This window comes from Actinoplanes sp. HUAS TT8 (assembly GCF_051380535.1).
Lineage (GTDB): Bacteria > Actinomycetota > Actinomycetes > Mycobacteriales > Micromonosporaceae > Actinoplanes.
Genome location: NZ_CP195646.1, coordinates 7,918,810 through 7,939,671, shown reverse-complemented (window position 1 = coordinate 7,939,671; position 20,862 = coordinate 7,918,810). Strand labels below are relative to the sequence as shown.

Sequence of the window (20,862 nt, the reverse complement as noted above, 5' to 3'; positions counted from 1 at the left end):
TCATCGCATGCGCCAGACTCCGGTCCGCAGCTCACCCGTCTCCTCCAGACTCTCCGGCACCGGTACGACATATTCGGTGACCAGCTCGAAGAGCCGTTCCGGGAAATACCCCCGTCCGGGGTCGCCAACCAGCACGGACGCCCCGTTTCGGCGGAACGCGCGCAATTGCGTGGTGATCTGCGGGGCGACGGTCGGGCTGTAATACACGTCACCGGCCAGCACGAGCTCCGGATGCTCCACGGACTCGGCCAGCGTGAGGTCGTTGGCCGCGGCGTTGCGGCGCGCGGCAGCCACCGCGGCCGGGTCGATGTCGTCGGCCGCGACCTCGGCCGCTCCGGCGCGGGCGGCGGCGATCGCGGCGACCCCGGAGCCCGTGGCCAGGTCCAGCACCCGGCGCCCGGCCGCCTCGGCCGGATGATCGAGCAGGTACCGGGCCAGGGCCTGGCCGCCGGCCCAGACGAACGCCCAGAACGGCGGCGGGGTGTCGCTGTGGAACTCGCCGCCGGTCAGGTCGAAGAGCCCGAGCGGCGCGTCGACCAGATGGAGCGAGATCTCCGGGGCCAGCGGCACGGGCAACAGCGCGATCGGGACGTCGAACACGCGGCGATTCTCCGCCCCGGGTCCGCTGAGCGCCTCCGGTTTTCGCGATTTGCTGCAGTACGGCGTTTTGCCGCTTCTCTCAGATGGCGGAGTTGACCGCCGGCCGGGCGGTGGTCAGTTTCGCCGTGTACTTCTCCCGCAGCTCGGCCGCCCAGGGGGTGTCCTCGTCCTCCAGCAGCGGGCGATTGGCCAGGAAAGCGGCGGCGGTCAGCGGGCGGGCGGCGCGCTCCGGCGAACGGCCCCGGGCCGCGGCGATCAGCTGGTCGAACGTGGTCGCGTCGACCCGGACACGCTCGGTGTCCAACCGGTAGCTCCCGCTGTTGCCGACCACGACCGAGTCACGGCCGCGGACGCCCGGCTCCAGCCGGTCGCGCAGCACCTTCAGGTCGGCCTTGACCGTGGCGGGCGGGGCGCCGATCACGTCGGACAGCTCCACAAGGGACTGCTCGCCGTGCAGCGCCAGAAGGGCCAGCAACTGGCGCGGGCGGTCGCCGCCGAGGTCGTCGCCCGCGAGGCGAACGCCACGGGTGCGGACCTCGATGCGGCCGAAGAGCTGGATGTCGTACATGATTCAGAATCGTGTCCGCAGCCGCGACGCACCAGCAAGCCCCAATGCGGGGGGTGCCCTCGGCCGAAAGACTGGTTATAACGACCGCTCGGATGGCAACCTGACGTCGCCGTGGCACAACGCTCGCCTATTGGTAGGGCGGGCACGGTGGTGGGTAGTCCTTAGACTGCGCGGGGCCCTGCCGGGGGTGCCCGCTGGACAGAGGATGGTGTACGCATGGGGAACGACGAGGCGATCCGAGTGCTCGTCGTCGACGGTCACCAGACCTTTGCCGAGCTGCTCGGGCACGCTCTGGCCGGTCAGCCGGACCTGCTCTGGGTGGGCCACGCGCGCACCGGTCAGGAGGCGTTGCACCTCGCTTCCGAGCTGTCACCGGACGTGATCCTGCTCGATCCCGACCTGTCCGATGCGGACGGCCTGGCGATCGCTCAGCTGATCCTGGTGCGCCAGCCGGACACCCGTGTGGTGATCCTCACTGCGCGGGAGGACCCGACGCAGATCGGCCGGGCGACGGCGATCGGCGCCGCGGGTTTCATCTCCAAGAACGGCGCGCTCGCCGACGTGCTGAACGCGCTGCGCACCGCGCACGGCGGCGGGATGACCGTCTCCACCGACATCATGGCCCGGCTGTTGCGCAGTACCGGCCCGGCCACCGTGACCAGGACTCCGAGTGGTCTGACGGCCCGCGAGGACGAGGTGCTGCAATTGATGGCGGCCGGTCTGGACGCTCGCGCGGTGGCCCGCCGGCTGGGCATCAGCGTGCACACCTGCCGGGGCTATCAGAAGTCGGTTCTGGCCAAGCTCGGCGCGCACAGTCAGCTCGAAGCGGTGGCCATCGCGACCAGGCGCGGACTGGTCCGTCCGGAGCTCCGATGAATTCCCGGTTTCCTTGTCGGATCAACTGATCCGCCGGCGGCTGCTATCCGTGTTCTCTTGCGGGCGCCACGTGACGGCGCTGCAGGGGAGAGGACATCGGCCGTGGACCGAATCGTCATGGATGGCGTGACGCCGGAGTCGGGAGCTCCAGCGCCGTCATCGTCACCTTTGTCGGCTTCGTCGTCCTCGTCATCCTTATCGGGATCGTCGGCCTCCTCCGAGCTGTCGTCGCCGTCCGCGCTGCCGCAGCGCAAGAAGGGCGGACGGGACCGGATCTACCGGCAGCAGCCGGGGTCGACCGGCAACTCCGCGGTGGGCCCGGTGGAGCCGCCGGCCGGTGGATGGTTCGGCGACGCCGACGACCCGGACGCGCCCGCCGAACCGCCTGCGCCGTCGCCGGTCGACCCGCTGCCGTTCCGGCCCGCGTCCTCCTCCGGGGCGCACTCCTACGAACCGCCGGCCGCCGCGCCGGTGCCGCCGCCGGAATACGGACCCGCGTCGCCGGGCGGGCCCGGGCGGGCGTCGTTCGGGTTCAGCGCCGGGCCGATCAGCGGGAACCGGCCGCTCGGCGGGCGCGACGACGCGGGCACTTTCCCGGTGGCGGAATCGGAGTCGGGCGGGCTGCCGATCGTACGGCGAAATCCTCCTGAAGCGATGCCGACCTCGCCGGCGGCAGCGGATTGGGCCGCGCCGGAGGCGCCGGCCCGGCCGGCGTCCGGAATGGACGGCGGATTCCCCTCCTGGGAGGGCACGACCTGGGCCGACACGCTCGACGTCCCGCGTGCCGCCCCGGCCGCTCCCGGCACGCCGCCGGTGCGGGTGGTGCCCCTCGTGCGGCGGCGATCCCGGGTGGTGACCGCCGGCATGGCCCTGCTCGGCACGATCGCCGTCCTGGTGATCGCCGTCACCGGAGTCGTCTTCTACTCCGGGCCGGACTCGAAGATCAACGAGATGCTGAACATCGGCGCCAAACCCGGCATCAGCGACTCCCGGCTGGTCACCGCCCCGCTCAACGGCCGGACCAAGGCATCGTTCGAGATGCTGGCGGCCAGCGACCGCATCCGGGTGTCGATCGCCGACATCGGCGACGACCTGTTCCGGATCAGCACCCCGGACGACTCGTCGCTGCGACCCAGCCCGCAACTCTCCGAGGCCGGGGTCCGGCTGCAGCTCAACCGGAACGGCGCCGGCGCCGACGGCGACGTGGAAGTGGTACTGGCCGCGCGCGTGCGATGGACGCTGCGATTCTCCGGATACGCCGCGGAAAGTGACGTGGATCTCGGCGACGGGCTGGTCGACGGCATCGAGGTGGTCGGCGGGACCCGGCGGGCCGTGCTCGACCTGTCCAAGGCGTCCTCCACCGTGCCGGTGAAGATCACCGGCGGGGTGGACGAACTGACCCTGCGCGCGCCGGCCGGGAACCCGATCCGGGTCAAGGTCGGCGGCGGCGCGACGACCGTGACGGCCGGATCGCGGACCCTCAAGAACGTGGCGGCCGGGTCGACGCTGACGCCCAAGGACTGGAACACCAACGGACGGTACGACGTCGAGGCCGCGTCGAAGATCACGCTGCTGAGCGTCGAGGCGGGCTGACCCGGGCCTCCTCCGTCGAGGAGACCCGGGTCGCCGGTCGTCAGGACAGGACGCGCAGGCGGACCGTCTGCTCCATGGAGCGCAACTGCTCCAGCACCGAGTCGCTGTAGCCCTTGCCGATATCGGTGATCAGGTAGCCGTACTCCCCGCGGGTGCTCAGGAGCTGACCCTCGACGTTCACGTTGTGCTCGGCCAGGATGCGGTTGACCTGGGCCAGCACACCCGGGGTGTTGACGTGCACGTGCACGATCCGGTGCAGGCCGGGCTGCTCGGGCAGCACCACGCCGGGCAGGTTCACGCTCAGCGTGGTGTTGCCGTCGACGAGGAACTTGGCCAGCTTGGTCGCCACGAAGCCGCCGATGTCCGACTGCGCCTCCTCGGTCGAACCACCGATGTGCGGGGTGAGAATCACATTCGGCAGACCGCGCAGCTCGGAGAGGAACTCGTCGCCCCGGCCCTTCGGCTCGGTCGGGAAGACGTCGACCGCGGCGCCGGCCAGGTGACCGCTCTTCAACGCGTCCCGCAGGGCCAGGTGGTCGACCACGATGCCGCGGGACAGGTTCAGGAACAGGCTGCCCGGACGCATCCGGGCGAACTGCTCGGCGCCGAAGAAACCGGCATTACCCGGGCGGCCGTCCACGTGCAGGGTGACGATGTCGCTCGTCTCCAGCAGCTCGTCCAGGCTGGCCGTGCGGTGCGCGTTGCTCAGCGCCAGCTTGTCGGCGGTGTCGAAGAACGAGACCGACATGCCCAGGTTCTCGGCCAGGACCGACAGCTGGGTGCCGATGTTGCCGTACCCGATGATGCCGAGACGGCGGCCGCGGATCTCGTGCGCGCCGTCGGCCGACTTGTCCCACACGCCCTGATGCATCAGCGCGTTCTTCTCGGTGAGCCGGCGGGTCATCGCGATGATCTCGGCGATCGCCAGCTCCACCACCGAACGGGTGTTGGAGAACGGGGCGTTGAAGACCGCGACACCCGACGACGAGGCCGTGGCCAGGTCGATCTGGTCGGTGCCGATGCAGAACGCGCCGATCGCCACCAGGCTGTCGGCCGCCTCCAGCACCTTCGCCGTGACCTTCGTCTTCGAGCGGATGCCCAGCAGGTGCACGCCGGAGATGCGCTCGATCAGCTCGGCCTCGTCCAGCGCGCTGGACACGGACTCGACCGCGAAGCCGTCCTCCTCGAGCCGCGACACCGCATCCGGGTGGATGCTCTCCAAAAGCAGGACTCGCACCTTGGCCTGATCGATCATCATCTTCCGTTCCATGTTTCGGTAGGCCGCCGGGCCTAGATCGGGCCGCCCGGGCCACCGCACCGAAGCCCAGTTCACAGGGCGTCAAGGGTAGTCCCCTCGGTGGTGCGGACCGGTGCGGTGTGGGTGAGGTCCCAACAGTCGGTCGGGTGCCGGGGCCTCGCGGGGGTGTTTCCGGTGTGTTGCGGTCTCGTGCTGGATTACGGGTCGGGTGGTTCGGGTGGTTCAGGGGGTTTTCGGGGCTTCCGGTGCCGTGATCTGTGTTCTCCGGGTGGGCGTCCGGTTGTCTCCGGTGGGCCGCCCGTCTGCCTCGCTTCTTGCTTTTGGGTTTGCTTTTTTGGTGGCGCCTCCTATGCAACACGGCCTTCCTTGCAGCGTTCTACTTTGCAACGCCTCACCGCGGATCGTGGCAGCGCGGCCGGGCGGGGGAAACGGATTTCCCGGCGGCTGGATGGGGCTTTTGTCGGTTTGTGTGCCAGGATCGCGGGCCGGCCCCGGCGGGGACGGGAAAGTGTCGTACCCCGGCGGCAGGATTTCGGCATGACCACATCAGGCATCGAGAACACCGATCTGACCAGCGAAGACTGGATGGCGGAGCTGCGCGCGCGGGCCGCCGTGACACGCCGGCGGCGGGAGGCGGCGGCCGCCGAACGCCGGGCGACGGCCCAGCGCCGGGCACACGGCCTGGTCGAGCGGCACGCGGCCCGGCTGATGCGTGCCCGAGCGCGCCCGCCGGAATAGTTCGTGCCACTTTCAGGTGATCCCGCGCCGTTCGCTCGGTATTTTCGAGGCAGGCGTCCGCGAGCGCCGGCGAGGTGGGGCCGATGGGATCACTGGGGTGGGCCGCCGGGTTGTCGGTGCTGTCCGCCGCGGCTTATGCGGCGGCGGCCGTCGCTCAGGAGCGCCTCGCCGAGCACGGCCACCGCGGGTGGTCCGGCTGGGCGGTGTCGTTGCTGCTCACCGGGGCCGGGGTGGCCCTGCACGTGGTCGCGCTCAACTTCGGGACCGTGGCCGTGGTGCAGGCGCTCGGCACGCTGACGTTGCTGTTCGCGCTGCCCATCCACGTCGTGCGGTATCGGAGCCGGGTCACCCCGGCCGCCTGGCGGGACGCGGCGCTGACCGTAGTTGGGCTCGCGCTGGTCCTGGCCCTGTCGGTGGACTCGGGGGATCCGGCGCTGCTCACCGAGCGGGCGGTCCGGGTGCTGTCGTCGATCACGGCCGGGGTGGTGTTCCTGTGCGCGGCCGGGGCGTGGCGGTCCGGGCCGCGGATGCGGGCGGTGCTGCTGGCCGGGGCGTCCGGGGTGGCTTTCGGGATCGCGTCGGTGCTGTCCAAGGCGGTGCTGGCCGCGTTCACCGCCGGTGCCGGTGCTGCTGCTGGTTTCGGTGGTGGCGCTGGTGGTGGCGGGGCGGGCCGGGTGTCGGTGATGGCCGGCGGGATGGTTGTGGCGTTCGCGGCCAGTGGCTACCTGCTGGGGCAGCTGTCCTATCGGGGTGCTGGGCTGGCCGCGCCACTGGCCACCGTGAGCGTGGCCAATCCGCTGGTGGCGGCGGTTGCGGGGATGGTCTTCTTCGGCGAGGGGGTGCGGTTCGGGGCGGTGGGTGCGGCCGGGGCGGGGCTTGCGGCGCTGGTGATGGCGGCGGGCGTGATCGGGCTGGCGCGGCGCAGCGTGGACCCGTCCGGCGAGGCGGTCACCGCCGCTGCCTGATCGGCGCGCGGCTCAGGTTCGGGCTGCGGGCGACTCGTGCTCGGGCCGCAGGCTTGCAGGCGGCGGGCTTGCGGGTGGCGGGCCGGGGCGGCGGGCTTGCGGGTGGCGGGTCGGGGCGGCGGGCTTGCGGGTGGCGGGTCGGGGCGGCGGGCTTGCGGGTGGTGGGTGGCTGGGTCAGGCGCAGGTGAACTGGAAGTGGGTGACCTCCTCGCCGGGGGTGCGGGCGGTGATCCGGTAGGACGTGGCGGCGTCGGCGTCGAGGAGGCGTTCGCCGGTGCCGAGCAGGACCGGGACGAGGGCCACGTGCATCTCGTCGACCAGGCCCGCCTTCAGGTAGGCGCGGACCGTGGCGGCCCCGCCACCCAGGCGGACGTCCTTGCCGTCGGCGGCGGCGACGGCCTGGGCCAGGGCGGATTCCGGCCCGTCGGTGACGAAGTGGAAGGTGGTGCCCTTGAGGACCAGGTCGGCGCGGGGATGGTGGGTGAGGACGAAGACCTCGTGGTGGTAGGGCGGCTCGTCGCCCCACCAGCCGGTCCAGGACTCGTCGCCCCAGCCGCCGCGGACCGGGCCGAACATGTTGCGGCCCATGACCGTCGCGCCGATGTTGTCGTCGCCGGCGCGGATGAAACCGTCGTCGACACCTTCCGTGCCGCCGGTCTGCCCGAACATGGCCCGGCCGGTCCGGGTCTGCCAGAACCAGTTGTGCAGCGGCTCGGCGCCGACCCCGAGCGGATTCTGCTCGTCCTGATCGGGGCCGGCCGTGTACCCGTCGAGCGACATCGAGATGTTGTGTACCCGCAGTTTCGCCATGCCACCGACCTTAAGGGGCGCGGGGCAGCAGCACGGCCACGTCGAGCCCGCCGTCCTCACGGGCGTCGGCGCGGACCTCACCGCCGTGGGCGCGGGCTACCGCCCGGACGATGGACAGGCCCAGCCCGGCGCCGGGGGAGACGAGCCGCTCGCTGCGGTAGCGGTGGAACGGCTCGAACAGGCCGGGCACCTCATACCTCGGGATGACCGGCCCGGAGTTGGCGACGCGCAACTCCACCCAGCCGTCCGCCCGGGTCAGCGTGGTCACCTTGACCCAGCCGTCGGCCGGGACGTTGTGCCGCACCCCGTTCTCCACCAGGTTCTGCACCAGGCGTTCGAGCAGCACCGGGTCGCCGAGCACGGCCGCCTCGAACGGCTCGGCGACGACCTTGACGGTGTCCGACACGGCCACGTGGTCGACGATGTCGGCCAGGTCGACGTACGACCTCTCGGTGACCTCCCGGTCGGATCGGGCCAGCAGGAGCAGCCCGTCGATGAGCCGGCTGTGCCGATCGTTGATCGCCAGCAGGGTGGTCCCCAACTGCCGTACCTCAGGGGAGGCTGTTTCCGGGGTGAGAGCCACTTCGAGCAGGGTGCGGTTGAGGGTCAGCGGCGTGCGGAGCTCGTGCGACGCGCTGGCGATGAACCGGCGCTGCCCGTCGAAGGAGTGGTCGAGCCGGGCCAGCATCAGGTCGAACGTGTCGGCGAGCTGTTTCACCTCGTCGTCGGGGCCTTTCATGCCGATCCGTTCGTGCAGGCCGCGGTCGGCGGCCGGCGCCTCGGCGATCCGCCGCGCGGTCGCGGTGATCTGGTGCAGCGGCTGCAGCATGCGCCCGGTGATCAGCCAGCCCAGGGCGATGGTCGCGACGCTGACCACGACCAGGGCGATCAGGCCCTGGGTGAGCAGCGCGTGCATGGTGTCGGCCCGGGTGTCCCGGATGATCGTGTTGATGGCCGGCTGCCCGTCCGGCCCGATCACCGCCTCGCTGGCCTTCTGCATGCTGCCGGCGGTCATCCCGTCCCGCTGGACCAGCACGTACGTCGCGCCGAGCATGACCAGCCCGGCCAGCACGAACAGGCCGCCGTAGACGAGGGACAGGCGGGCCCGCACGGTCAGGTCGAGATTCATCGGATCCGATACCCCACTCCGGGCTCGGTCAGCACCACCGGCGGACCGCCCAGTTTGCGGCGCAGCTTGAGGATGGTCATCCGGACGGCGTGGGTGAACGGGTCGGCGTTCTCGTCCCACGCCTTCTCCAGCAGCGTCTCGGCCGACACGGCGGTGCCGTCGGCCCGCAGCAGCTCGGCCAGCACGGCGAACTCCTTGCGGGAGAGCGGAACGTAGCGCCCGTCGCGGTGGACCTCGCGCCGGTACGGATCCAGGCTGATCCCGGCCCGGCGCAGCACCGGCGGCGCGGCCGGGCGGGCCCGCCGCCCGAGCGCCGCGACCCGCGCCGACAATTCCCGGAAAGCGAACGGCTTGGGCAGGTAGTCGTCGGCGCCCAGGGCCAGGCCGGCAACCCGGTCGTCGATCCCGGCCGCCGCGGTCAACATCAGCACCCGGATGCCGGCGTTGCGCTCGGCCAGCACCTGGCACACCTTGTCGCCGTGCACCACCGGCACGTCCCGGTCCAGCACGACCACGTCGTAGTCGTTCACATCGATGCGTTCCAGGGCGGAACCACCGTCGTAGACGACGTCCACCGCGTGCGCCTCGTGCCGCAGGCCCTGCGCCACCGCGTCGGCCAGCAGCGGTTCGTCCTCGACCACCAGGATCCGCATGCCTCCATAGTGGCCCGGACCGGTGTCAACTCGGTGTCACCGTTTTCCTTGACGCCCGGGAAACCCGCGCATCGCTCTACTTCGGTGCGTGGCGGCCCGCCGGGCTGCCGGCGAAGGAGACGACGATGAGGACCAGAGCGGTCCTGACGCTCGGCGTACTGCTCGCGGCGATGTCGGCGAGCTGCGCGAAACCGGCCACGGGCGACCCGGCGGTGGCCACCGCGCAGAGCGCCGGCCCGAAGCCGTCCAGCAGCGCTTCGGGCCGGTCCGGGCCCGACCCGGACGCGATGCTGAAGTACTCGAAGTGCATGCGGGCCAACGGTCTGGACTGGTTCCCGGACCCGGGCGCGGACGGCGGCCTGGTCGTCCAGAACCCGCCCGGCGTGCCCGACAGCAGCATCAAGGCGGCCGAGGCGGCCTGCAAGCAGTACCTGCCCGCCGGGGACAAAGAGGACAAGCCCAGCGCCGAGGAGATCGAACGTTCCCGGCAGATGGCCAAGTGCATGCGGGCGAACGGGGTGCCCGGCTTCCCCGACCCGGATCCGAACGGCGGGATCTCCATCGACGCCGACAAGCTCGGCACCGGCCCCGGCGATCCGACCTTCGACAACGCCGAGAAGGCCTGCGCGCAGTACCAGCCGCCCGGAACGAGACACGAACAGTCCACGCCGAAGGAGGCGGGCGCATGAGGAAGACGACGATCCTGGTGGCGGGCCTGACGCTCGCCGCCACGATGACCGGCTGCGGCAAACCGGCCGCGGGCGACCCGGCCGTGGCGACCGCGCGGAGCGGGCCGGCCTCGGCGAATCCGAGCGCGTCGGCAGCCACGGGTGCCGACCCGGACGCGCCGCTGAAGTTCTCGAAATGCATGCGGGAGCAGGGCATGACCTGGTTCCCCGATCCGAGCGGCGGAAAAATGACCGTCCACGTCCCGGACAGCGTCAAGAAGGAAGACTTCGACAAGGCGCAGCAGGCCTGCCGCAAGTGGGCGCCGAACGGGGACAACGCCCCGAAACCGAGCGCCGAGGACCTCGCGAAGGAACGCGAGATGGCCAAGTGCATGCGCGAGAACGGGCTCCCGAACTTCCCCGACCCGAAAGCCGACGGAAGCATCGAACTCGGCTCCGGCCTCGGCATCGACCCGGAGTCGCCGACGTTCAAGGCCGCACAGCAGAAGTGCGAGAAGTACATGCCGGCGGGACCCGGCGGATCCCACAAGAACACCGGAACCGACGGAGACGGGGCATGAGCCGGAAGTGGACGACCGCCGCGGTCGCCGGGGCATTGGTGGCGGCCGGCGTGACCATGTACGTACTGCTGGGGGGTCTGCCGAAGGCTGAGGAACCGGCACAGGCCGGCGCCAGTGATCTCCCGGCGTCGACCGCCGACGTCACCAAGGCGACCCTGGTCGACAAGGAGAGCCACGACGGAAGCTTGGGGTACGGCGACACGAGCGCCCTGGCCACGCGGCTGAGCGGCACCGTCACCTGGATGCCGGCCACCGGCGCCACCGTCGGCCGAGGCCGACCGCTGTACAAGGTGGACAGCACGCCCGTGGTCCTGATGTACGGCACGCTGCCCGCCTACCGCAGCCTGAGCAGCGGGGACAAGGGCACCGACGTCAAGCAGCTCGAACAGAACCTGTGGGCGCTCGGCTACCGCGGCTTCACCGTCGACAGCACCTACACCGCGGCCACCGCCGACGCGGTCGAGGACTGGCAGGAGGATCTCGGGCTGGACGAGACCGGCACGGTCGATCTGGGACGCGTCGTTTTCAAGCCTTCCGCCGTACGGATCGACTCGCGCACCGCCGAACCCGGCGCGGTCGCCCAGCCCGGCACCGAGATCCTCCAGACCAGCGGCACCGGCCGGGTCGCCACCGTCAAGCTCGACGTCGCCGACCAGCGCCTGGCCAAGAAGGGCGCGAAGGTCGACGTCACCCTCCCGGACGGCTCGACCGTCGCCGCCCGGATCGCCGACGTGGAGACCACCGTCGAACAGTCCGACGAACCGAACGGACAGGACGAGACGAAGATCAACGTGACGGTCGGGTTCGCCAAGGCACCGGCCGGCCTGAACGCGGCCTCGGTCTCGGTGCTCTTCGTCGCCTCCCAGCGGGAGAACGTGCTGACCGTCCCGGTCAACGCACTGCTCGCCCTCGCCGAGGGCGGCTACGGCCTGCAGGTCGTCGACGGGAACACCACCAGCATCGTGGCGGTCGAGACCGGCCTGTTCGCCGACGGGCGCGTCGAGGTCTCCGGCAACGGCATCGCCGAGGGTACGAAGGTGGGTGTCCCGGCATGACCTCGGTCATCGAACTGAGCGAGCCGGCCCGGACCGCGCCCGCCACCGGCCCGGTCATCGAACTGAACCGGGTGACCAAAACCTACCCGGGCGGGGTCACCGCGCTGCGCGACGTGGACCTGACCGTGCTCGCCGGCGAACTGATCGCCATCGTCGGACCGTCCGGCTCCGGCAAGTCGACGATGCTGCACATGATCGGCACCCTGGACCGGCCGACCGCGGGCACCATCCGCATCGACGGGCACGACGTCGCGGCCCTCACCGACCGGCAGCTCTCGGCCCTGCGGGCCCGCTCCATCGGCTTCGTCTTCCAGCAGTTCCACCTGGCACCCGGCCGCTCGGCGGTCGCCAACGTCGCCGACGGGCTGCTCTACTCCGGCGTACCGAAAAAAGAGCGTGAGCGGCTCGCCCGGGCCGCGCTGATCCGGGTCGGCCTCGAAGATCGCCTCGGGCATCGCCCGCACCAGCTCTCCGGAGGAGAACGGCAGCGCGTCGCGGTCGCGCGAGCCGTCGCCGGCGACCCTGCAGTCCTGCTGGCCGACGAACCCACCGGAAACCTGGACTCGGTCGCCGGCGCCGGCGTCGTCGACCTGCTGCGCGAACTGAACGCGGCCGGCACCACCGTGCTGGTGATCACCCACGATCACGAGATCGCCGCATCACTGCCGCGCCAGGTACCGATGCGGGACGGGCAGGTGGTGTGAGATGCCCCGATCCCGGTCCCTGCGCCCGGCCCGGCTCAGCTCCTCCGACCTGTTCCGCCTCGGTGGCTCCGGCCTGCGCGCCCGGCCCCTGCGGGCCGTGCTCTCCGCCCTGGGCATCGCGATCGGCATCGCCGCGATGGTCTCCGTGGTCGGCATCGGCACCTCCAGCCAGGCCGCCCTCGACCGGGCCCTGGCCGCCCTCGGCACCAACATGCTCACCGTCTCACCCGGCAACACCATGTTCGGCGACGCGGCGACCCTGCCCGACGAGGCCCTCCCGATGATCAAACGGATCGGGCCGGTCACCGACGCCACCGCGGTCGGCACGATCTCCGACACCCCGGTCTACCGCTCCGACAAGATCCCGGCCGGGGAGACCGGCGGACTGTCCCTGCAAGCCGCCCAACTCGACCTGCTCACGACCGTCGGCGCCACCGTCGCCCACGGCACCTGGCTGAACGCGGCCACCGCCGCATACCCGGCGGTCGTCCTCGGCGCCGACGCGGCTCGCCGGCTCGGCGACGTACCGTCCGTCTACATCGGCGGCCGCTGGTACCGGGTCGTCGGCGTCCTCGACCGGGTGCCGCTCGCACCCGAACTCGACAACGCCGTCCTGATCGGATGGAAGGCCGCCCAGACATACCTGGCCTTCGACGGGCACGCCACCACCGTCTACACCCGCTCGATCGAATCCCAGGTCGAAAACGTCCGGGCCGTCCTGGCCGCCACCGCCAACCCGGAAAACCCCGACCAGGTCAAAGTCTCCAAACCGTCCGAGGCGCTCGCCCCGAAACGAGCCGCCACCACGGCGTACAACGCCCTGCTCCTCGGCCTCGGCGCCGTCGCGCTGCTGGTCGGCGGCATCGGCGTCGCCAACACCATGGTCATCTCGGTCCTGGAACGCCGAGCCGAAATCGGGCTCCGACGCTCCCTCGGCGCCACCCGCGGCAACATCCGCACCCAGTTCGTCGCCGAATCCCTGCTGCTCTCCGCCCTGGGCGGCGTCGGCGGGGTACTCGGCGGCCTCGCGGTCACCGCGCTCTACGCCACCTCCCGGTCCTGGCCCACCGTAGTCCCGAACTGGGTGATCCTCGGCGGCCTCGCCGCCACCCTCCTGATCGGCGCGGTCGCCGGCCTCTACCCGGCCCTGCGGGCCGCCCGCCTCTCCCCGACCGAAGCCCTCGCCACAGCCTGAGCGATCAGGGCGCCGAACCAGCCGGCATCGGGTGGGTGGACCCGGTGCCGGCCCGGCGGCTCATCCGACCCCGGTCAAGCGGCGGTCGAGGCGTGCGGCCGGAAGGCGATATCGAGTTCCGCGTCCAATGCCGCGGCCAGGCGCACCAGCAACGGCACCGTCGGCGTGGCCCCACCCGATTCCAGACGGGAGAGCTGCGGTTGTGTCATTCCGGCCCGCTCGGCCAGGTCGGCCTGGGTCAATCCGAGTTCGGTACGCCGGTCGTGAACCATCTGCCCGAGCAGAAGGGCCGCACGGGCCTCCTCGTAAGCGGCGGCGTGTTCGTCAGCGCCGGTGCGCTCCCAGCGAGTGTGACGTGTCGTCATCGTCCAGTCCCCCTAGTTCCTCAGCGCCATTTCCGTTCGTAGACCTCAGCCGCCGGAGCATGCGCGTCATGCCCGGCTTCGCACACCTGCTGAGCGGCGATCGCGCGAGCGACCTCGGCACGCTCGATCTGGCGTGTCTTGCGGAACACGGTCAACAGCACCACCCGGGCCCCAGGCGCTAGCCAGTAACTGAGCCGGACGGCGGAACGTTCAAGGCGGAATCGCAGCTCACGAGTCTTTCCGCCGAGGTGTCTCGAATATGGTTCGCCGAGTGTCTCGGCTCGATCCGCAAGGATGTCGGCCATCGCCTCGACCTTCACATAGTCCTTGAGAGAAAGGGTCTCGAGCCAGTCCCGGACTTCGGGTTCGAGCTCGACGTCATAGCGACCAGCCACTCGGTAACGATATACCTTTCTTGGTATATCGGCGAGAAAGGTATATCGGGGGTGAGGGTGATACGGCCGCCGGGTCGGACTCCGTCAAGTGGTGAAGTCCTGGTGGGAGAGGAGTGGCGCGCCCGGCAGGATTCGAACCTGCGACCATCGGATTAGAAGTCCGGTGCTCTATCCGCTGAGCTACGAGCGCTGGCCAGCACATACTAGGCGGTCGTGCCGGACTTGTCGTCCGCCTCCTCGACGGCGGTCTCGACGGCCTCCTCGGCCGCCTCCAGCGCCGCGGCGCGGGCGCCCTGGTCCTCCGGTGCGGGCGGGATCTCGATCTCCGGGGTGCCGGGCGCCGGCAGGTACGCGTCGACCCAGCGGCCCACCTCGCGGAAGACCTCGGCGCGGACCTCCTTGCCGGAGAGCGTCAGGTCGTGCTTACCGCCGTTGAACTGGGCGATCGACACCCGCGGGCCGAGCCCGGGCGCCCACCGGACGATGTGCTCGACATCAAGAACAGAATCAGTCACGTGTACGTCGTCAGCCCAGGCCTTGCCCCGGTAGGTCCGGTCCGAGCAGGCGACCAGCACCGGCGCGTCGATACCGAGGCCGGCCTGGAGGCGCTGCTGGCCACGGCGGATCGCCGCGAGCCACCCGAACCGGATCGGGAAACCGAGGATCGGCTTCCACGCCAGGTCGTAGGCCCATTCGCCGTGATAGTCCTGGTGCAGGCTCTGCCCGTACAGGCCGAGGCCGGCGGTGGGCAGGATCCGGTACGGCGCGCGGCTGCTCAACGCGACGACGACCGAGAGGGCCGGGCGGCGTACGGCCCAGGGCAGGTTGAAGTCGAAGAACGGACTGTTCAGGAACAGCCCGTCGACGATGCCCTGCCCGCGGCGTGAATGCGCCCACAGCGACGTGATCAACCCGCCCGTCGAGTGCCCGGTGACCAGCAGCTGGTCGTGACCGTCCTGCTCGCGGATGATCCGGGCCGACTCGTCCAGCTCCGGGTAGTAGTCGGTGAGGCTGCGGGCGAAGTTCGGCGTCTGGTGGGGGAGCAGGCTCCGCCCGTACTTCCGAAGGTCCAACGCGTAGAAATCCCAGCCACGCTCGACGAAGAAGTCGGCCATGTGGGTCTGGAAGAAGTAGTCCACGAAACCGTGGACGTGCAGCACCGCCCGGCGGGTCGGCTTCTCCGCGCGCCGCCGGACGAGGGTCGCCACGACCGGGCCCTCGTCGTCGGTGCCCAGCTCGATGGTGTGCCGTTCGTACGGCCAGCCCAGGACGTCGGTCTCCACCCCGACAGGTTACCCAGCGGTACGCGGTGTGCCATATCAGATCGACCACGGTCCGGGCCGTTGTCCACATTCCTGGCCTGTCCACAGGGCGACCGGCGCCGGGCCGCCGCCCGGGCCATTCTCTGAGCCGTCCGCCGCGCCGGCATCTCGTCGGCCGGATCCGACGACAAGGAGAAACCAGTGTTCGACACCAACGTCACCATCATCGGCAACGTGCTCACCATGCCGGAGTGGCGCCGCACCACGCAGTCCAACCAGCTCGTGGCCAACTTCCGGATCGCGTCCACGGCCCGCCGGTACGACCGGGAGAACCGCTGCTGGGTGGATGGCAACACCCTGCGGATCCGGGTTTCCGCCTGGCGCCGGCTGGCCGAGGGCGTCGTCTCCTCGATCAGCGTCGGTGACCCGGTCGTCGCGTACGGCCGTGTCTACACCCGCGACTGGGAGGACGAGGAGGGCAACCACCGCGTCGCCTACGAGATGGAGGCGCACGCGATCGGCCACGACCTGGCCCGCGGGCGGGCCCGGTTCGCCCGGAGCAGGCCGACCGGCGTCAGCACGGTCGAGGACGCCGAGGCCGACTCGATGATCGGCGGCGAGACGGCCGAACCGGTCACCGACGGCCCGGTCGGGTTCGGCGACGGTCTGCCCGAGCCGGTCCCGGGCGAGATGGAGCCGGACTTCCTCCGGGTCGTGGCCGGGCTGACCGAGACGCCGGAGGAGCCGGACGACAAGGAGCCCCCGGCCGAGCCCGAGCCCGAGGCCACCACCGAGACCCGCCGGTCCCGCCGGTCGCGGCGGGAGCCCGTCGCCGCCTGAGACCTTTCCGGGTAGCCGCCGCCCCGCGGGGCTCTTCCCTGCGGAACCGCGGGGCGGGTGGCGCCCGGCGGCCCGGCCTTGTCGGGGTCCCAGGCCGGGCCGCCGGTGCCGGAAAGCCCGGCGGCCGACGTCATGACGCAGTGGTGCCCGGCCGGCCGGGCCACCGCTGTCGGACGAAAGAGTGAATCTGTGCCAGGTTTGTCGACGAAATCCGATTCCCTCGATCGGGATGGGCCGATCGGGCCGCTTCTCCCGGCCGCCAGGCCGAGCCGCCCGATTGGTCTCAGGACAACGGCAACCGGCAGACTGAAGCGGTGATGCTGAAGGACATCCGTGCCATGGCCGACGAGACGATGGTGCTCTCGCCGGAGGATCAGGACGCCGAGCACGCCAACACCAATTGGTTCGGTGCGCCCCCGCACGAGCGCATAAGCATGTCGGCCGACGAGGTGGTGACCGCGTTCGAGGAGACCGCGGTCGTCCTGAGGGAACAGGTGGCGACCTCCGGCCACCGAGGGACCGCGACGTTCTATGTCTGGCACGACCCGGAGGCCGGCCAGCTGCGCTGCTCGGCCTGCACCCGCAAGCCCAGCGACCTGGTGTTCCCGGTTCCGTACCAGGTGACCGACGACCTGCACGCCATCGTGGTCGAGTTTCTCGTGGACCGGGCCCCCGGATCCATTCAGTGGGGTGCGCTCGAACCGGTGCCCTACCCGGAGGCCGAGCCGGCGGCGATGGCCGTGTGGGCGTTCGACCTCACGCCGTTCGGGCGCTGAGCCGCGTGCTGAACCGGTGGACCGCGGACGCGGCCGGGCTGATCGCCGGATACCTGCTCGACGCCGCGATCGGCGACCCGCGCCGCTTCCACCCGGTCGCCGGCTTCGGCACGGCCGCCACCGCCTTGGAACGCCGGGTCTACCAGCCCCGGCGCCGGGCCGGTGTCCTGTTCACCGCGGTGGCGGTCGGCGTGCCGGTGATCGCCGGCCTGGCCGCCGGCCGGGCCACCCGACGGGTGCCGGTCGCCCGGTTCGCGCTCACCACGGCCGCGACCTGGACCGTGCTGGGCGGCCGCACCCTCCGCAAGGAGTCCAGGGTGATGGCCCGCCACCTGGGGTCCGGCGACCTGGAGGCGGCCCGCGGGCGGCTCAACCACCTCTGCGGGCGGGATCCGTCGGCCCTCGACGAACCGGAGCTCGCCCGGGCGACGGTCGAATCGGTGGCCGAGAACACGTCCGACGCGGTCGTCGCCCCGCTGTTCTGGGGGGCGCTGCTCGGACCGGCCGGGCTGCTCGGCTACCGGGCGGCCAACACGCTCGACGCCATGGTCGGGCACCGATCGGCGCGATACGCGCGGTTCGGGACGGCTTCGGCGCGGCTTGACGACGTACTCAATCTGGCGCCTTCTCGGCTGACCGGAGTGCTGACGATCGCGGTGGCGCCTGTGGCCGGGGGGTCGCCGCGGGAGACCGCCAGGGTGTGGCGACGTGATCGCGGGGATCATCCGTCGCCCAACTCGGGGCAGTGCGAGGCGGCGATGGCCGGGGCGCTGGGCGTGCGCCTGGGCGGACGAAACGTCTATTTCGGACGTAGTGAGACGCGGCCGTTCCTCGGGGACGGGCCGCGGCCGTCGGCCGTGCACCTGAAACGGGCGGCGCGGGTGTCGGGGGCCGTCGGGGCGGCTGCGCTGGTGCTGGCGGCCGGGGGTGCGCTGGTGCGGGGCGGGGTCGGTGCGGTGCTGCGTGGTCGCGGAAAGGGCGGATCGCGATGATCTGGTGGTGGCGGCGGGGGCGGGGGCGGGGCCCGAAGGGCCGCAGACCATGACCGGCGGCCTCCTCGTGGCCGGCACCACATCGGACGCCGGCAAGAGCATCCTCACCGCCGGAATCTGCCGCTGGCTGCACCGCGAGGGCGTCCGGGTCGCCCCGTTCAAAGCCCAGAACATGTCCAACAATTCAGCCGTCGTCCTCTCCTCGGACGGCCGCGGCGGCGAGATCGGCCGCGCCCAGGCCATGCAGGCCGAGGCGTGCGGCCTCCCCCCGGACCTGCGTTTCAACCCGGTCCTCCTGAAGCCGTCCAGCGACCGCACCAGCCAGGTCGTCCTGCTCGGTGAGGCCGTCGACACGGTCACCGCCGGCAACTACCGCCAGTTGCGTCCGAAGCTGGCCGAGGTCGCCTGGGACACGCTCGCCGATCTGCGTCGTGATTTCGACGCGGTGATCTGTGAGGGCGCGGGCAGCCCGGCCGAGATCAACCTGCGTGAGGGCGATTTCGTCAACATGGGTCTGGCCCGCCGGTTCGGCCTGCCGGCGATCATCGTCGGCGACATCGACCGGGGCGGGGTCTTCGCGGCGTTCTTCGGCACGCTGGCGTTGCTCTCGGCCGAGGATCAGGCGCTGGTGGCCGGTTTCGTGACCAACAAGTTCCGCGGCGATCTGGGGCTTCTGCAGCCGGGCAACGACATGATCACCGCGGTCACCGGGCGTCCGGTGCTCGGGGTGCTCCCGTTTCACCGGGACATCTGGTTGGACGCCGAGGATTCGCTGGCGTACGGGACGACGCTCGGCCGCCCGGGTCCGCCGCGCGGCCGGGAGTGGCTGCGGGTCGCGGTGGTCCGCCTGCCCCGGATCTCGAACGCCACCGATGCCGAGGCGCTGGCTGCCGAGCCGGGGGTGCGGGTGCATCTGACCGTGGAGCCGGGTGATGTGGCCGACGCCGATCTGGTGATGCTGCCCGGTTCGAAGGCGACTGTCAGCGATCTGGCCTGGCTGCGCGAGACCGGGCTGGCCGACGCGGTCCGCGCCCATGCCGCTGCCGGGAAACCGCTGGTCGGGGTGTGCGGCGGCTTCCAGATGCTGGGCGAGACGATCGACGACGAGGTGGAGAGTGGTCACGGCGTGGTGCCGGGGCTGGGCCTGCTGCCGATCGGTGTCACGTTCGCCGCGCGTAAGACGCTGGCCCGCAGCGAGGGCGCCGCGCTGGGCGCGCCGGTGCATGGCTACGAGATTCATCACGGGTACGTCTCCTCGGGCACCCCGGAGCCGTTTCTGCACTATGCCGACGGCCGCCCGGAGGGTGCCGTGGCCGGGAACGTCTACGGCACGCACTGGCACGGCGCGTTCGAGTCGGACGAGTTCCGCCGCCGTTTCCTGACCGCGGTCGCCGCGCGGGCCGGGCGGCACGGGTTCACGGTCGCGCCGGACACCCGGTACGCGACGATCCGCGAGCGGGCCCTGGATGTTCTGGGCGATCTGGTCGCCGAGCATCTGGACACCGCCGCGCTCCGGCGACTGGTCGAAAACGGCCCGCCACCAGGAATGTCGTTCGTCCCCCCGGGTGCCCCGTAGGGGTCCGACCCTGACGACAGCGTTGCACTCCGGGCGTACGTTGGGTCCGGCGCGGCTGAAGCCGCACCCAGAAGGCCCGGTTGATGCCGCATCCAGGAGGCGCGGCGGAAGGCCGTACCGAATGGGGCTTTGAAGCCGTGCCCAAAGACCGCCGTACCCAAAAGACGGGGTGGGATCCATGACGACCGATGACGAGAACCGGCCGGTACGCCGCCGCGTCACGCTGACCGGGATCAGCTCGCGGGCCTGGGAGCACCCGGCCGATCGGGGCGCGCTCTCGGCGCTGCGTGAGCTGCGCGGTTTCGACGACGTGGTGAAGACGTTCTTCGGGATGTGGAACGAGCGTGGTTTCCGGCTGAGCTACCTGGCCGGCTCGATCCGCGTCGATCACCGGCAGTACCCGCGGGTCTACCAGCGTTTCACCGAGGCGGCCAGCACGCTGGACATCGCCGACCTGCCCGAGCTGTACGTGACCCAGTCGCCGATCATCAACGGTTCGGCGATCGGCCTGGACAAGCCGTTCATCGTGATCACCACGGGTGCGGTGGAGAAGCTCGACGACGACGAGCTGCGGGCCGTGCTCGGGCACGAGCTGGGCCACGTGCGCAGCGGCCACGCCGTCTACAAGACGATCATGATGATCCTGACCAGCTGGGCGGCGAACATCAGCTGGATCCCGGTCGGCGCGATCGCGCTGCGGGCGATCATCGCCGGGATGCTGGAGTGGTGGCGCAAGGCCGAGTTGTCGGCCGACCGGGCCGGGCTGCTCGCCGGTCAGGATCCGGCCGCCTCGCTGCGGCTGCTGATGAAGCTGGCCGGTGGCGGCGACCTGTCGCAGATCGACACCACCGCGTTCCTGGAGCAGGCCGCGGAGTATGAGGGCGGCGGCGACATCCGCGACAGCATTCACAAGATCGGGATGACCGCGTGGAGCACCCACCCGTTCCCGGTCGCCCGCGCGGCCGAGCTGCGCAAATGGGTCGACTCGGGGGCGTACGCGGCGATTCTCGGCGGCGACTACCCGCACCGCGACTCGGACGGCGACTCGTCGTTCTCCGAGGACGCCAAGGCGGCCGCCAAGTCGTACAAGGAAGATTTCGCCAATTCGCAGGATCCGCTGGTCGGACTGCTGCGCAAGGTCGGCGACGGCGCGACCGACATGGCCGGCGCGGCGGCGGGCCGGGCGATGAACTGGGCCAGTGACGCCCGGCGCCGGGCGCGCGGGGACAGCAACGGCGGCGACGGCGAAGCGAGCTGATTACG

Annotated in this window: 23 protein-coding genes and 1 tRNA gene; 14 read left to right on the top strand and 10 right to left on the bottom strand. The window is 71.2% G+C overall.

What is annotated here, in order from left to right; genetic code table 11:
• A complete protein-coding gene (locus ACSHV8_RS35130) occupies window positions 1-600 on the bottom strand; it encodes a class I SAM-dependent methyltransferase (RefSeq protein WP_436522924.1) in 600 nt (199 codons plus the stop codon).
• 79 nt (window positions 601-679) lie between these two features.
• Window positions 680-1,168, bottom strand: a complete 489-nt coding sequence (locus ACSHV8_RS35125; RefSeq protein WP_436522922.1) for an AfsR/SARP family transcriptional regulator — start codon at window positions 1,166-1,168, stop codon at window positions 680-682.
• Window positions 1,169-1,384: 216 nt separating this feature from the next.
• On the opposite strand from ACSHV8_RS35125, the gene ACSHV8_RS35120 reads away from it, so the two are divergent.
• Together ACSHV8_RS35120 and ACSHV8_RS35115 are read left to right on the top strand one after the other, a co-directional pair.
• Window positions 1,385-2,044, top strand: coding sequence for a response regulator (locus ACSHV8_RS35120; RefSeq protein ID WP_436522921.1), 660 nt, complete (start codon window positions 1,385-1,387; stop codon window positions 2,042-2,044).
• A 168-nt stretch (window positions 2,045-2,212) separates the two neighbouring features.
• Complete coding sequence (locus tag ACSHV8_RS35115) at window positions 2,213-3,637, top strand: hypothetical protein (RefSeq protein WP_436522919.1); 1,425 nt, start codon at window positions 2,213-2,215, stop codon at window positions 3,635-3,637.
• Between the two features lie 40 nt (window positions 3,638-3,677).
• Here ACSHV8_RS35115 and serA read toward each other — a convergent pair whose 3' ends face one another.
• Window positions 3,678-4,895: a phosphoglycerate dehydrogenase gene (gene serA, locus ACSHV8_RS35110; protein ID WP_436522917.1), complete on the bottom strand. Its 1,218-nt coding sequence runs from the start codon at window positions 4,893-4,895 to the stop codon at window positions 3,678-3,680.
• Window positions 4,896-5,432: 537 nt separating this feature from the next.
• Between serA and ACSHV8_RS35105 the strand changes: the two genes are divergently transcribed.
• Together ACSHV8_RS35105 and ACSHV8_RS35100 are read left to right on the top strand one after the other, a co-directional pair.
• Entirely contained in the window at window positions 5,433-5,633 is a 201-nt protein-coding gene (locus ACSHV8_RS35105; RefSeq protein WP_436522915.1) for a hypothetical protein, read from the top strand.
• 83 nt (window positions 5,634-5,716) lie between these two features.
• The gene (locus ACSHV8_RS35100) at window positions 5,717-6,598 is read left to right on the top strand and encodes a DMT family transporter (protein ID WP_436522913.1); all 882 of its coding nucleotides are present in this window, start codon (window positions 5,717-5,719) and stop codon (window positions 6,596-6,598) included.
• A gap of 174 nt (window positions 6,599-6,772) precedes the next feature.
• Here ACSHV8_RS35100 and ACSHV8_RS35095 read toward each other — a convergent pair whose 3' ends face one another.
• The 3 genes from ACSHV8_RS35095 to ACSHV8_RS35085 are packed head-to-tail and all read right to left on the bottom strand — an operon-like array spanning window position 6,773 to window position 9,190.
• Window positions 6,773-7,408: a dihydrofolate reductase family protein gene (locus ACSHV8_RS35095; RefSeq protein WP_436522911.1), complete on the bottom strand. Its 636-nt coding sequence runs from the start codon at window positions 7,406-7,408 to the stop codon at window positions 6,773-6,775.
• Window positions 7,409-7,418: 10 nt separating this feature from the next.
• The gene (locus tag ACSHV8_RS35090; RefSeq protein ID WP_436522909.1) at window positions 7,419-8,537 is read right to left on the bottom strand and encodes a sensor histidine kinase; all 1,119 of its coding nucleotides are present in this window, start codon (window positions 8,535-8,537) and stop codon (window positions 7,419-7,421) included.
• The gene (locus ACSHV8_RS35085; RefSeq protein ID WP_436522907.1) at window positions 8,534-9,190 is read right to left on the bottom strand and encodes a response regulator transcription factor; all 657 of its coding nucleotides are present in this window, start codon (window positions 9,188-9,190) and stop codon (window positions 8,534-8,536) included. The genes ACSHV8_RS35090 and ACSHV8_RS35085 overlap by 4 nt, the downstream gene beginning before the upstream one ends.
• A 125-nt stretch (window positions 9,191-9,315) precedes the next feature.
• Between ACSHV8_RS35085 and ACSHV8_RS35080 the strand changes: the two genes are divergently transcribed.
• Genes ACSHV8_RS35080 through ACSHV8_RS35060 form a run of 5 tightly spaced genes read left to right on the top strand, consistent with a single transcriptional unit; the run spans window position 9,316 to window position 13,393 of the window.
• Window positions 9,316-9,879, top strand: coding sequence for a hypothetical protein (locus tag ACSHV8_RS35080; protein WP_436522905.1), 564 nt, complete (start codon window positions 9,316-9,318; stop codon window positions 9,877-9,879).
• On the top strand, window positions 9,876-10,439 hold the full coding sequence (locus tag ACSHV8_RS35075) for a hypothetical protein (RefSeq protein WP_436522903.1): 564 nt from the start codon (window positions 9,876-9,878) through the stop codon (window positions 10,437-10,439). Before ACSHV8_RS35080 ends, ACSHV8_RS35075 begins: the two co-directional genes overlap by 4 nt.
• A complete protein-coding gene (locus ACSHV8_RS35070) occupies window positions 10,436-11,494 on the top strand; it encodes an efflux RND transporter periplasmic adaptor subunit (RefSeq protein WP_436522901.1) in 1,059 nt (352 codons plus the stop codon). The genes ACSHV8_RS35075 and ACSHV8_RS35070 overlap by 4 nt, the downstream gene beginning before the upstream one ends.
• Complete coding sequence (locus ACSHV8_RS35065) at window positions 11,491-12,198, top strand: ABC transporter ATP-binding protein (RefSeq protein ID WP_436522899.1); 708 nt, start codon at window positions 11,491-11,493, stop codon at window positions 12,196-12,198. Before ACSHV8_RS35070 ends, ACSHV8_RS35065 begins: the two co-directional genes overlap by 4 nt.
• A 1-nt stretch (window position 12,199) precedes the next feature.
• The gene (locus tag ACSHV8_RS35060) at window positions 12,200-13,393 is read left to right on the top strand and encodes an ABC transporter permease (RefSeq protein WP_436522896.1); all 1,194 of its coding nucleotides are present in this window, start codon (window positions 12,200-12,202) and stop codon (window positions 13,391-13,393) included.
• 74 nt (window positions 13,394-13,467) lie between these two features.
• Here ACSHV8_RS35060 and ACSHV8_RS35055 read toward each other — a convergent pair whose 3' ends face one another.
• From ACSHV8_RS35055 to ACSHV8_RS35040, 4 genes are all read right to left on the bottom strand, one after another.
• A complete protein-coding gene (locus tag ACSHV8_RS35055; RefSeq protein ID WP_436522894.1) occupies window positions 13,468-13,758 on the bottom strand; it encodes a helix-turn-helix domain-containing protein in 291 nt (96 codons plus the stop codon).
• Window positions 13,759-13,778: 20 nt separating this feature from the next.
• On the bottom strand, window positions 13,779-14,153 hold the full coding sequence (locus ACSHV8_RS35050; protein ID WP_436522892.1) for a type II toxin-antitoxin system RelE/ParE family toxin: 375 nt from the start codon (window positions 14,151-14,153) through the stop codon (window positions 13,779-13,781).
• A gap of 114 nt (window positions 14,154-14,267) precedes the next feature.
• Window positions 14,268-14,343: transfer RNA gene (locus ACSHV8_RS35045), tRNA-Arg, on the bottom strand.
• A gap of 13 nt (window positions 14,344-14,356) precedes the next feature.
• Entirely contained in the window at window positions 14,357-15,436 is a 1,080-nt protein-coding gene (locus ACSHV8_RS35040) for an alpha/beta hydrolase (RefSeq protein ID WP_436522890.1), read from the bottom strand.
• A 222-nt stretch (window positions 15,437-15,658) separates the two neighbouring features.
• Between ACSHV8_RS35040 and ACSHV8_RS35035 the strand changes: the two genes are divergently transcribed.
• The 5 genes from ACSHV8_RS35035 (at window position 15,659) to ACSHV8_RS35015 (ending at window position 20,857) form a co-directional block, all read left to right on the top strand.
• Window positions 15,659-16,255 carry a single-stranded DNA-binding protein gene (locus ACSHV8_RS35035; protein WP_436537062.1) on the top strand — a complete coding sequence of 199 codons (597 nt, stop codon included), beginning with the start codon at window positions 15,659-15,661 and terminating at the stop codon, window positions 16,253-16,255.
• Between the two features lie 317 nt (window positions 16,256-16,572).
• The gene (locus ACSHV8_RS35030) at window positions 16,573-17,031 is read left to right on the top strand and encodes a hypothetical protein (RefSeq protein ID WP_436537060.1); all 459 of its coding nucleotides are present in this window, start codon (window positions 16,573-16,575) and stop codon (window positions 17,029-17,031) included.
• Between the two features lie 5 nt (window positions 17,032-17,036).
• The gene (locus ACSHV8_RS35025) at window positions 17,037-18,023 is read left to right on the top strand and encodes a cobalamin biosynthesis protein (RefSeq protein ID WP_436522888.1); all 987 of its coding nucleotides are present in this window, start codon (window positions 17,037-17,039) and stop codon (window positions 18,021-18,023) included.
• A gap of 49 nt (window positions 18,024-18,072) precedes the next feature.
• A complete protein-coding gene (locus ACSHV8_RS35020; protein WP_436522886.1) occupies window positions 18,073-19,599 on the top strand; it encodes a cobyric acid synthase in 1,527 nt (508 codons plus the stop codon).
• Between the two features lie 178 nt (window positions 19,600-19,777).
• The gene (locus tag ACSHV8_RS35015; protein ID WP_436522884.1) at window positions 19,778-20,857 is read left to right on the top strand and encodes a M48 family metallopeptidase; all 1,080 of its coding nucleotides are present in this window, start codon (window positions 19,778-19,780) and stop codon (window positions 20,855-20,857) included.
• Window positions 20,858-20,862 lie beyond the last annotated feature (5 nt).